This window comes from Companilactobacillus zhachilii, assembly GCF_003606365.2.
GTDB classification, from domain to species: domain Bacteria; phylum Bacillota; class Bacilli; order Lactobacillales; family Lactobacillaceae; genus Companilactobacillus; species Companilactobacillus zhachilii.
Genome location: NZ_CP031933.2, coordinates 464,024 through 475,915, shown reverse-complemented (window position 1 = coordinate 475,915; position 11,892 = coordinate 464,024). Strand labels below are relative to the sequence as shown.

Below are 11,892 nucleotides of genomic sequence, written 5' to 3'. Positions count from 1 at the left end.
AAAAATACTCAATTACATTTTACTAAAATCATCCACGGACGACACACATAACAAGATTATAATTCATCTGCCATATAATTTGTAAAAAAAATCTTTAATCAACTCCTATACCAATTATTTTTGCTATACTTAGGAATGATTATTACCATACGATTTTCAGGAAGGACATATTATGCACGCAACTTTAATTAATCGCAATACCAACGAACGTAAAGACGTCAAAGTCGGTTTCTCATGGACTGAATTCTTCTGGGGCTTTTGGCCCGCACTTTTTCGAGCTGACTGGAAATGGCTTATTATTATCCTACTAGTTGATGTCGGACTGGGCGTCTTCTCATGGGGTGGCGGATCACTATTTTTCAATTTGATTTTTGCATTCTTCTACAATAAATTTTATACTAACGACTTGCTAAATAGTGGTTTTGAACCAGCTGACGATGCATCCTACAATGCCTTACTTGCCAAAGGATACATTGCTCCCGGTCGTAAATTTACTACTACTAATTACACAAGTGATCCCCAATTGGACCAACTTGATAAATTGAAAGACTTACTCGATCAAGGTGCCATCACCCAAGAGGAATATGATATCAAAAAGAGACAAATTTTAGGTTTATAAATTAAAAGGCAGTTACTTTGAAAGTAGCTGCCTTTTTTATTAACCGATATTTATTATTTTTTGAAAACACTTCTTCACCCACCCGCTAAGTTCCAGCGAAACCGCGCTACTACTGCCATCATGAGCCACACAACTTGATATTTAATAAATCCATGAAATAGCTGCCGCCACCTACATCTAAATCCCCATGCCCTTGTTATACTAAGGAAAAATAGTGATAGGGAGGAAATTATGCACGCAATTTTAATTAATCGCCGCACCAATGAACGAAAAGATGTCAAAGTTGGCTTTTCATGGACCGAATTCTTCTGGGGCTTCTGGCCCGCACTTTTTAGGGGTGATTGGAAATGGTTAATAATTATTTTGATAGCCAACTTAACCTTAGGTGCTTGGAATATGGGTTTCGGTACAATTTTGTTCAATATGGTTTTTGCTTTTTTCTATAACAAACTATACACAACTGACCTTATCAATGCCGGTTTCGAACCAGCCGATGAAGGATCTTACAACACACTAGTAATGAAAAACTACATTACACCCGACAGTCGTTTTTCTTCTAATAACAATAATAATTATACAATCAATCATTAAGATATTTTCCAACCAGACAATCTGTTAAAGTTGCCTGGTTTTTTTATGCAAAAAAAGATTGAACTAATTAAAGTCCAACCCTATAACCAATATATTTTGATTAACACTTAATAACTTTATTTAACACATTAAATCCATTTGAAGCAAATTACTACCAATTCAGATTATTCACTTCACTTTAATTAAATTAAAGTATTTTATTCAATTTTTGCAAACAATACTTCAATCATCATCAACATAATTTGAAATTACCTCTCATTAAAACCAACGAATAAACTAGCCGGAAGGGACAAGAAATTTAGGTCGCTGTGTAGGTGGCGTTGGAGCTTTAGCTCTTACACCACGGGACGAGTTTTGAAACTCGCGTATTTTGCGAGGTTCAAAATCGAGACTTGAGACCTCGGCTCAAGTCGGTCCCCATAGCGACCTAAATTTCTTGTCCCTGGAGGCGGCATTTCCAAAACATATTTAAACAAATCTATACTTCCTAATTAAACAACTAGTATAATAACAATGTTATATATATTTAAGGGAAAGGTATCAACTACATGAAATATATTTCTTGGAAAAATAAGTACCTGCGGATTCCGATCGTTACCCTCATAACTATCGCTCTCTTTGCCGCAGTCAGCTATATTGCACTTTACCAAACAGAGTTTTATCGTCATTCAATTTGGACGTTCTTAGGTCCTAGTGACAATCGATTCCACATGATGCGAATCGAAGGATTGTATCAATCAATTTTGCATCACAATTATTTTCCACTCGTCAATATGTCTTTCATGGAAGGTTTAGGTTACATCTCAAATATCTTCTATTCAGATTTTCTAATTTATCCGGCTGCCATTATGCGTCTGATGGGATTCACACCTGCACAAACTATTGTTAGATTTTATTTAATGATGAACTTCTTGACTTTCAGTGTGTCATTCCTTTGCTTCTATAAAGTTCAAAGAAAGTATTGGAATGCCCTCGTCTTCAGTTTTGTTTATACGCTAGCCAATTATCGGTTGCATGATATGTTATTCCGTCACGATTTGGGCGAAGTCGGTGCCTTCTTATTCCTACCAATTGCCGTTTTAGGAATTTATGAAATCTTTTATGGGGAAAGAAAGCGTAATTGGTTATTCCTAGCCTTTGGTATGACCGGAATCATTTATTCTCACGCTATCTCACCTATTCTTGTAGCGATTATGATTGTGACCGTTTTGTTATGTCAATTACCTGAACTAAAAATTCACCCCAAACGACTTCTGTCATTAACATGGGCAGCACTTTGCTCAGGATTGATGAGTATCGGTTACTTTTTACCAATGCTAGAACAATTAAAGCACACAACCTTCCGTCTGACAGAAACGAAAAGTATCTTAACAACCGGCGCTGACAACTTGCTGGACTACTTTAATTGGAGTATCAACAATGTTATTAACAAACCTAATATCGGTTTCGTACTGTTAATTACGGCTATCGCCGCCATTATTGGTATTGGTCGAGTTGAGAATAAAGCCGTAAAACATTTTGCTGTTATCGGTGCAGTAATGTTTGTCTGTGGGAGTAAAATTTTCCCATGGGTTCTCCTAAGTAAAACACCCTTCAAAATGATCCAATATCCATGGCGTTTTGATATGATAGCTACTATCCTACTAGCAATCTTCATTGCCTCAGATCCATTGCATTTACTAAAAGGTAACTTTGTCAAAGCAGCTTTAGTCATGTTCGTCACTTTACTAGCAATTTCTGCTAGTTATCGTATGGTTCACGAGATGTCAACTGCACTCGTTCCATACTCTGAATATGACAAGGCCTCCCCCTTCAGTATCGGTGGTGGTCAAGAATATCTGCCAAAAGGTGCAGACATCGTACCACTAGAAGCTGAACCAAAAACACCGACAATTAAGTCTGGTAAAAAAGCTAAAATCACCAATTTTAAACGTTCTGACACACGAATGACCTTTAACTTTACCAATGCTAAAAAGACCGTTATCTCCGTTCCAGTTATCGCTTATTACGGCTTCCAGGCTAAAGAATCCACTGGTGATGTCTCAAAGCTAAAGATGGATATGAAGAATAACGGTCTGGGTGAAGTAACGGTCAGTGGCAAAGGACAAGTCGTCATCGACTATTACGAAACTCATATTCAAAAAGCCGCTCGTCACTTCTCGTTCTGGTCATTCATAGCAATTATTATCGGAACAATTCTCAGCATATTTAATGTGAAATTAGATGATTTCAAGAGATTATATATCAAAATTAAGCCCAGAAAAGATGAATCAACTGAATCAACTGAATCAACTGAATCAACTGAATCAACTGAATCAACTGAATCAACTGAATCAACTGAATCAACTGAATCAACTGAATCAACTGAATCAACTGAATCAACTGAATCAACTGAATCAACTGAATCAACTGAATCAACTGAATCAACTGAATCAACTGAATCAACTGAATCAACTGAATCAACTGAATCAACTTCTGATTCTAGTGTCGATTCTGAAAATAAGTCAAATAAATAATCAAAAACGAAAAGGTTTTCTTTTTTAAGAAACCTTTTTTATTTTACAATAAAGGACTTTTTTTTAAATCTAAGGACAATAGTTGCTTAAAAAAGGTCATCCAATAAGTGGATGACCCTTTTGCCAATTACAAACAATAATCTATAAAACATAGGTTATTACATCCGCCAACTAAAATAAAACACTGCAAAAAAACCTATTTATCATTTAATACTGTTTACTGGGTATTAGATAAGACCTGCTTATCAACGTATAAATCATTTTCATCTTTACCAACATTACTTTTGACCATAACTAGAATATTTCCTTGAACTTTAGTTAAAAGAGTGCAATATATCAACCTTTTGCTTCATCTATTTCAATACTAAAAAATGAAGACAATTGGATCGGCGGTCATCGTTAATATATATCATCTTTGTTCTATATCCGTTATTATTCGTATACTTGTCACGTAGATAAAACAATCAGTTTTATATTGCACTTTATTTGACAACTTGAGAAATAAATGAATATCACTTAATTTTCATACTTTTAATTTCAGCTAACATTGACAAAATAAATTCATTAGTTTTGTCATCCGAATGTGCTTTCAAATAAAGAACTATTTCAATAATAATCATTATTAATATAATCATCACCATTATTGCAATTAAAAAAATCATATTAATACCGCCAACTTGAATAAGTTTAGATACAAATTGAACCAATAAACCAAAAAGATACCCGAATCCTGTTAATTTTAAGAAAGTTGAAATTATTTTATCCCATTGGGGACTATACTTTAATTTCTGCTTAATTACATACTCCATTTGAAAAAGAGTAGATGAATCCAAAGTTTTCAAGAAATTAATCCAGCATCTTCTTCTTTCATGTGTTACAAAAATATATGAAGAATATTTATTAGCTGTGATTTCGCTATTCAATACTTTTGTAAATATCTTTTGTCTTATATCAAGATCCCCATTGTCTATCATGTTTAAAAGAATATTCTTTTTAATTCCTTTTTTTACGGATAACGGCATTTTATTATTAACTTTTTCAACCATTACAGAGAACAAAAAATTAAGTGTAGATGACACCAAAAATAATATTGCTAATATTTCCATTGATATTAAAGGACACTTAAAAAGAAAGAATATAGTAAATAAGAATATTATCACTGCCATCAGGCCATTAGTAATTCCTAAACCAATTGTCTTAGTCATATCAAAAAGGTATCTTGCTTTTTTAAAGAACAAATAACGTTTATAACACGATAATGAAGACAAAACAAATATAATCAGCAAAAAAATGGTTGAAACTATGTAAAAAGTTCGATTAATTTTAAAACTATATACCATTGTCCAAAGTAAAACTTGAGCTATAACATCAATATACTCTAGCAAATACTCATAAAAAGGGGGCTTTGAAATATCCAATTTATTTCTAATTTCTATATCATTTTCCATATATATTTCCTTCAAAGATAGTTTTGTTTCATAAGGGAGACTGTGATAATTTAATGTGGTTCTTATCCCTATAGAATATTAAAACAATTTTTCTTTCTCTCATTTATGGAGCACTAATTCTCCTTTCTATAAAAACATATCCTAATGGGAACCTACTGTATATTATTATATATTTAAACTGCTTGTGTTTCCTCAAAATTCCATTTAACATAAATTACAATTAATGTTAAATGACAAATAACAAAAGCATAAGTGGAGACTATACTATTCAAATTTAATAAATAAAACTATATTTTTGTAAATGCCGAGTTATGAGGAACTTATATACTATATGAATTCAGCACTAATTCTTCTGAAAGATAATAATCATTCCAAAATTCATACAAATATGTCTTTTATCAATCATAATCTCGTGGAATTGGAATTCTCCTATTTTTAATACTTTCAAACTGTAACTTAATGTCATCTAAATTTAAGGATTCATTTTCAACCGAATAACTCTTCGATATTCTAGTGTCTGGGGAATAATTAGCAGAATGAATACTTTCAACAATATCTATTTGTTTGATAGCTAAATAATATTTACAGTTTACTAAATACCTACTTTTAAAAATAAAAATAGCTTTATCATCAAGTTCAAAAGAATCTAAGCAAACAAACATGCTTAATTCATCCTCATCTATCCCGACTCTAATTGTTTCAGTAGTATTAGAAAATAATTTAGATATAGTAAAACAAACAAGCAAACAAATATTTAAAATAATTAATAAAGTCATCGTACCTTTAAATCCAGTTTCAAAACTAGTAATCTTATTAACATGAACAATCCATTTTTGGATGGAGATTCTTCGATTAAACATAACATTTAATACAAAATACCATCTCCACCAAATAGTGAGATAATCCAAAAGTATCCTAGATAATCTTCTAATCGCACTAATGTAATTCCAAGACTTTGTTTTACCACTGGTCAATTCAATTGGATTAGGTAATAAATCATATACTTTAGTATGGATAAGCAAGTACATTATTATACAAATAACTAATAGAGTTATAACCACCTTCCAAAAAATATCCGGTGTATATATAAAGTCTAAAATTTGAAAAAAGGCCTTTCTATCCCGATTAGAAAAAAAATAATAAACGGTAACTGAATCAAGTTTTTTATAAAACACACTTTTAACAAGGGCAATAGAAAATAAAATATACGACGCTTCCTCTGAAGTGATTAAACCTATTATTTCTTTTATCTCTTTTATTATGTTCATCATGTAGTCCTACATATTTATATTTTTAGTACAGCACTTTACTATTCTTGCAATTTTTCTACACATTAATGGCTTACATAAGAAAATATACATTAGTGTTACTATGTTGCATAATCACTATTAGATTCAATTTATAAACAACAGAAATCACACTGTAACTCTCAAAATAAAAAAGCCCTCTTTAATTTCTTGATTCACTCAAGTCGACTAAAGAGGGCCATTTTTTTATTGGAATCAAGTTATCTGATACCTTACTTATCTCGATTCTCATTATGAAAAACAATATTTACTTTTTGTTAGTAATTTCTTTAACTTTCAAAAAACTCTTCTTGTAACTAATTTTACCTTTGTAAAGCTTTTGTGCCTTAGCATACTTAAATGCCTTGTTAAAATCAGACTTCTTAACACGATGCATCTTCTTAAAAGAAACATCCAAATCGGTTATATACTTAGCACTCTTCTCATCAGTAATTTCAAACTTTTGTAATGCTGGAGTAGCGGCGGCATATCCCATTTTATTAATCTTTGAGATCTCATCGTTTACCACATCGACTAGGATATTAGTTGATGATGTATTAGAGTTTGCAAATTTCTTATTAGTAATCATAACATTACCGTTATCGGCATTCATCTTTTGACAATTAAGAATCTTGTTACCAGTTCCTTTAGCTTGGCTAATATAAGGATCTTCTACCACAGCTGCAGCAATTTTCTTATCGTTTAAAGCTGATACACGTTCACTGGCAGCATCAATTTGCTTAACCTTGATACTTGAATACTTAAGCTTATTCTTTTTAAGAACCGCCTTTAAATATTGCTTAGATGAATCCTTCTTATCAATGGCAATTGTCTTACCCTTAAGATTCTTAACTTTACTATACTTCTTGTTAGCAACTAAGCCGTGATATCCAGGTAGTGTTCCCATTACCTTCCAATCTTTATTAGACTTTGAAACAGCCGCATAATTAACTAAGTCAGTTGTTGCAAAGTTTATTGATCCATCCTTAACAGCTTGGTTCAATTCCTTATTGGAATTATAAACTTTAACCTCTGCTGTAATATTATTCTTTGAAAATGCACCACTACTGTCTGCCATAATCAGAGGCATTGCAGAAGTGTTCTTCAAAGTACCAATTACTAACTTGGCATTCCCATTATTACTTTGATCAGCAGCTTTAACATTGCTGATATTCAAAGATAAAACTGTTCCCAGAACCAAAACTAAGCTTAGAAATAATAAGCAAAGTTTTCTCAACTTATGTGTCATACAAAAACTCCCTTTTAATTTGACCTACTTCAAGTTTAAAACACAACAAACGTTAACGCCATATTACTACCAGTTTTTAAAACAAAATTAAGCAAAAAAAAGGAATTCACCTAAGTGAATTCCTTTTAATTAGTACAATTAACACAGATTAATTATCTAGCAATAAAGCTAACACCTGTACCAGCTTGTACCCATTCGTTTGTAGCAACACGGTAAACAGTAACACCGTCAGCATTTACAGCCTTCTTGTCAACTGCCCAGTTTGAGTCACCACTCAAAGCACGTGAAGTAACTTGTTTGCCTTCATCATTGTAAAGCATGTAGATGAATGATGATGGAGCAGCTAAGTTAACTTTCATGTTTGTAACATCAGTAACGTCAGTGTAAGCACCTTCAGTATTACCATCAGTAGCCTTGTCTGAGAATGTTACATCGTTAGCGTCGATCCATTCGCTAGCACCAACACGGTATTGTTTGTTACCATTTTGGTCTGTACGTACGGCATTTGTCTTCCAAGCTGAGTTCTTTGCAAGAGCACGGTTTGTAATAGTATTGCCTTCGTCATTCTTCAATGTGTAGTATGCTGAATCACTCTTAGTTGTAACAACACCAGTAGTATCAGTAGTTGTCCATTGTGCTTCATTATCAGAAACATTGATAGCACGTACAAATGTAATTGTGTCACCAGAAGTTACAAAGTCATAACCTGATGCTGCTTTTTTACCATTTACAAGTACAGTGTAACCTGTTGGGTCAGTAGTGAACTTTTGTAGCATTGTTTGTAATGCTGAGTTAGCCTTTGCTTCATATGTAACAGTTTGGTAATAAGTACCAGCTGTCTTGAATTCATCAGTAGCTGTTTTAGCATCGTTTTGGCTAATATCTGATGTAGTTACATTACCAAGACCAGTTACTGGTTGAGTTTTGGCTGCGTCCATTGCTGCACTGTAAGTGTAGTAATAGCCATCAGGAATTGAAACTGATTTAGTAGCTAATGAGTTACCATCTTGGTCAAGAAGTGAAACATTAGCAGCATTAACTAATCTAGTAGCAGCTGTTTTTGAGTTCTTAGCAACATTCATAGGTGTTGTGAACTTAGCATTAACTGTCTTCAATTCGTTATCATTAGTTGCATTAATCTTAAATGTTGCAACTTTGCTAAATGAACCAAACTTACCATCTGAAAGGTTCTTATACTTCATATAAACGTTAACAGTTGCTGGCAAATAGTTGTCATCACTAGCAGCAGTATTGTATTGGTCGAAAGTTCCACCATTTACACCACCGTCGTAAAGGTTACCCTTTGCATCAGTAATTGTGTAATATACTTGTGCATCTTGGTTAGCGTCATTAAGAAGTGTTAATTTATCAGCAGTAGTAGCTGTTTTAATGATACCATTTGTAATACCTTGGAAAGTTGTGATATCTGTTGCATTAGCTTCACCTAAAGCAGTGTTATCAGTTAGTGTAACGTCATCTGAATCTCTGTCACCGAATTGATTTGTAAAGTCTGTAACGGCCTTATCAACATCACTTTGGTCAGCATTTTTATTTACTGTAGTATCAGCAGCTGGTGTTCCTGCAGCTTGTGAAACAACAGGAGCAGCGATAGGTGCAACAGTTAGAAGTGTTGCAGCAGCGATTCCTGCATATTTAATAGATTTTTTCAATGTTAATCCTCCCCTGGACTACAAGAATTTATTATTTTAATTGTCGTGGGGCTATCCCACTGACAACCATTATATGAAACTCTGGCTTATGAATCAACTCTAAATTATAAACTCTACGTTTTTGTAACATTTTTGTATTAAATATCACAATTCTGTAATATTTATCCAAATAACTGTACGTAAATTGCTCTTTTTTGACCAATGTCAACCTTAAAATTACAAATTTATTACAGCCGTTATTCCAACGTGTTGTTTACAACTTCTAGTTCACCCAAAAGAGCCTACTCTTATTCTAGTCGAAATAAGACGTAGGCTCAAGGTTTATCCCTTAAATATTTTAATAATTTTATCTAAATACTGAACAATTTTATAAAGCTTTGGTTTCAATGCGTTCAATATAGCTGGCACCAAGTATTTCTTTGTAAAGTTGAACAGTATTTTGTTCAAAAAGGTTACTGGTACTGATTTTGGACATCCCGGCCTTTACTTCTTCGGGAGTTAAATCAGCTTTGACATAGTTTAGAACCAAGTTTTTCTTGTGACCCTCAGCAGTCTTAAAACGCAATTGTAATTTTTTCATCAGTTATTCTCCTCTACTTTGCACTTTGTTGTGTGTATTTAACGATTTCTGAACCTAGATATGAATCTCCATCTGACAATAAGACTAGTCCTTCAGCGAACATTTGAATTTGTTCCTTAGTTGGATCTTCCACGATGTTGTTAAATCGAATAACTTTGATACCTTTTGGATACTTTTCATTTCCCATAGTGATGTTAACAGCAGTTTTCTTCCAGCTCATTTTTCTGATCCTCGTTTTCTTGTTATTTTTTTGTAAGAACTTTCGGCCGTTAAGTAACTTACATAGATAGTAACGTTTGGGGGTCTTCAAAACGGAAAAACTTTTTTATTTTTTTGTTATATTATGTATGCCGCTTGTGGTTGTGTGAGATGAAGTCTGCTGTGGGACCGGTGCGAGCCAAGGTCTCGCGCCTCGATTTTGAGCTTCGCATAAACCGCGAATCTCAAAAGTCGTCCGTGGAGTAAGAGCTGAAGCTCTAACTCCACTGTCACTGCTGACTTCATCTCACACAACCACTGGCTAGGGTCTTTAAGGATTAGGGTTTTCTGTTTCTCATTTGTGGATAGAAGATGATTGGTATTAATATCTGCTACTGCATTTTTAAATTCAAATGAGTTCAAGGGCTAAGGACAATAATTACTTATATAGAAGAAATTGGATTATTTTCACTCAAAAATCATACATAAACAAAGAAATTCGACACATTACATTCTAAGATATCCAATAAACCAACAGATAACCTAGCCGGAGAGTGCCAGCAACTAAGCCAGCCGTAAAAGTTATGTAATAGCTTTAGCCATTACATAACGGACGTGTTTTGAGACTTGCGGTTTTTGCAAGGCTCAAAACCGAGACCTGAGACCTTGGCTCAGGTCGGTCCCACAGCTGGCTTAGTTGCTGGCACTCTCTGGCGGCATATTTTCCACAATTTCTCTAACATGTTATAATCTTTGCAGTATTCAATGGAGGAATTTAAAAATGAAAAAAGCATTATTACTCGCAACAACGGGTTTGGCTCTTATCCTAGCCGGCTGCAGCAATTCTGCATCATCAAGCAAGTCTAGTGACAACAGTTCTGCTTACAAGACTGAAATGACTAAGGGAAATGACGCCGTTAACGACGAAAACTATTCTAAGGCGGCTGATTATTTTGAATCAGCAGTTAAAGCTAAGAAGACTGACAAAGCTACTGCTTCAAAGAAACAAGCTACTAATTTGGTAAAAGCTAAGAAATTGATGAATAAACGTCACTTTTCTGATGCTAAGGACGCTTTGACTATTGCCAAAGATCAGGACAATGGTAATAAGAAGATGATTTCTAAAGCTAAGTCAATGCTTTCTCAAGTTACTAAGATTCAACGTAACCGTAGTAACTTTAAACTCGATATTAAGAACGCTAAGGCAATGATCAAGTCTGGTTCAGACGACCAAGCTCGTTCATTGTTAGAACAAGTTACGAAATTTAAAGGTATCAAGGGCAAGTATTACTCAGACATTTATGCTCAAGCTAGAACTTTATTAGATTCATTACCAGCCACAGCTGTTAACGCAACTGACGAAACTAAGACTGATGATAATAGTACTGATACAAATTCTGATAGTAATTCCAACAATAGTTCCGATGACCAAAGCAACAATCCGGCTGCCAAGGGTGACTTCGATATCGAATCACGTAAAGGTCAAGGTAAGGAAATCACTGACGACGATATTGCTAAGGCTAGACAACAATTGACTGACCAAGGTGTTAAAACAGTTGGTGCTTGGAGTGACAATGATATTATCCGCGCTATCAAGAATGCTCGTGCTGATGGCCGTGATACAATCAAACCTTCTGATGCACAAATTAGAGGAAATAATTAGTATATGACAAAAGGGCCTCTAGTAACTGAGAACAGTTATTAGAAGCCTTTTTTTGTTTATATTGCTACAATT

At 33.9% G+C, this 11,892-nt stretch carries 11 protein-coding genes; 4 read left to right on the top strand and 7 right to left on the bottom strand.

The genetic code is table 11. The features are described from left to right. Positions 1–172: 172 nt before the first annotated feature. The 3 genes from D1B17_RS02065 (at position 173) to D1B17_RS02055 (ending at position 3,726) form a co-directional block, all read left to right on the top strand. Positions 173–619, top strand: coding sequence for an SHOCT domain-containing protein (locus D1B17_RS02065; RefSeq protein WP_137432086.1), 447 nt, complete (start codon positions 173–175; stop codon positions 617–619). 231 nt (positions 620–850) lie between these two features. Then, entirely contained in the window at positions 851–1,210 is a 360-nt protein-coding gene (locus D1B17_RS02060) for a DUF2628 domain-containing protein (RefSeq protein ID WP_205880154.1), read from the top strand. A 548-nt stretch (positions 1,211–1,758) separates the two neighbouring features. Then, a complete protein-coding gene (locus D1B17_RS02055) occupies positions 1,759–3,726 on the top strand; it encodes a 6-pyruvoyl-tetrahydropterin synthase-related protein (RefSeq protein ID WP_120143277.1) in 1,968 nt (655 codons plus the stop codon). A gap of 217 nt (positions 3,727–3,943) precedes the next feature. Here the strand turns inward: D1B17_RS02055 and D1B17_RS12830 are convergent, their stop codons facing one another. From D1B17_RS12830 to D1B17_RS02025, 7 genes are all read right to left on the bottom strand, one after another. Then, positions 3,944–4,066, bottom strand: coding sequence for a hypothetical protein (locus D1B17_RS12830; protein ID WP_276606946.1), 123 nt, complete (start codon positions 4,064–4,066; stop codon positions 3,944–3,946). Positions 4,067–4,238: 172 nt separating this feature from the next. Continuing rightward, a complete protein-coding gene (locus D1B17_RS02050; protein ID WP_120143278.1) occupies positions 4,239–5,174 on the bottom strand; it encodes a hypothetical protein in 936 nt (311 codons plus the stop codon). 398 nt (positions 5,175–5,572) lie between these two features. Then, the gene (locus D1B17_RS02045) at positions 5,573–6,445 is read right to left on the bottom strand and encodes a hypothetical protein (RefSeq protein ID WP_137432085.1); all 873 of its coding nucleotides are present in this window, start codon (positions 6,443–6,445) and stop codon (positions 5,573–5,575) included. 283 nt (positions 6,446–6,728) lie between these two features. After that, positions 6,729–7,709: an ABC transporter substrate-binding protein gene (locus tag D1B17_RS02040; RefSeq protein ID WP_120143280.1), complete on the bottom strand. Its 981-nt coding sequence runs from the start codon at positions 7,707–7,709 to the stop codon at positions 6,729–6,731. A 152-nt stretch (positions 7,710–7,861) separates the two neighbouring features. Beyond that, positions 7,862–9,379, bottom strand: coding sequence for a hypothetical protein (locus D1B17_RS02035; RefSeq protein WP_120143281.1), 1,518 nt, complete (start codon positions 9,377–9,379; stop codon positions 7,862–7,864). A 367-nt stretch (positions 9,380–9,746) separates the two neighbouring features. Continuing rightward, positions 9,747–9,959 (bottom strand): DUF2922 domain-containing protein, encoded by a 213-nt coding sequence (locus tag D1B17_RS02030; RefSeq protein ID WP_120143282.1) that lies wholly within the window; start codon positions 9,957–9,959, stop codon positions 9,747–9,749. A gap of 13 nt (positions 9,960–9,972) precedes the next feature. After that, positions 9,973–10,179 carry a hypothetical protein gene (locus D1B17_RS02025; protein ID WP_120143283.1) on the bottom strand — a complete coding sequence of 69 codons (207 nt, stop codon included), beginning with the start codon at positions 10,177–10,179 and terminating at the stop codon, positions 9,973–9,975. A 759-nt stretch (positions 10,180–10,938) separates the two neighbouring features. Here D1B17_RS02025 and D1B17_RS02020 point away from each other — a divergent pair. After that, a complete protein-coding gene (locus D1B17_RS02020; RefSeq protein ID WP_120143284.1) occupies positions 10,939–11,820 on the top strand; it encodes a hypothetical protein in 882 nt (293 codons plus the stop codon). Positions 11,821–11,892 lie beyond the last annotated feature (72 nt).

Excerpts from the sequence above, each read along its gene's own strand:
- D1B17_RS02065 (WP_137432086.1), top strand. The coding sequence starts at position 173 with ATGCACGCAACTTTAATTAATCGCAATACCAACGAACGTAAAGACGTC.
- D1B17_RS02060 (WP_205880154.1), top strand. The coding sequence starts at position 851 with ATGCACGCAATTTTAATTAATCGCCGCACCAATGAACGAAAAGATGTC.
- D1B17_RS02055 (WP_120143277.1), top strand. The coding sequence starts at position 1,759 with ATGAAATATATTTCTTGGAAAAATAAGTACCTGCGGATTCCGATCGTT.
- D1B17_RS02050 (WP_120143278.1), bottom strand. The coding sequence starts at position 5,174 with ATGGAAAATGATATAGAAATTAGAAATAAATTGGATATTTCAAAGCCC.
- D1B17_RS02045 (WP_137432085.1), bottom strand. The coding sequence starts at position 6,445 with ATGATGAACATAATAAAAGAGATAAAAGAAATAATAGGTTTAATCACT.
- D1B17_RS02040 (WP_120143280.1), bottom strand. The coding sequence starts at position 7,709 with ATGACACATAAGTTGAGAAAACTTTGCTTATTATTTCTAAGCTTAGTT.
- D1B17_RS02030 (WP_120143282.1), bottom strand. The coding sequence starts at position 9,959 with ATGAAAAAATTACAATTGCGTTTTAAGACTGCTGAGGGTCACAAGAAA.
- D1B17_RS02025 (WP_120143283.1), bottom strand. The coding sequence starts at position 10,179 with ATGAGCTGGAAGAAAACTGCTGTTAACATCACTATGGGAAATGAAAAG.
- D1B17_RS02020 (WP_120143284.1), top strand. The coding sequence starts at position 10,939 with ATGAAAAAAGCATTATTACTCGCAACAACGGGTTTGGCTCTTATCCTA.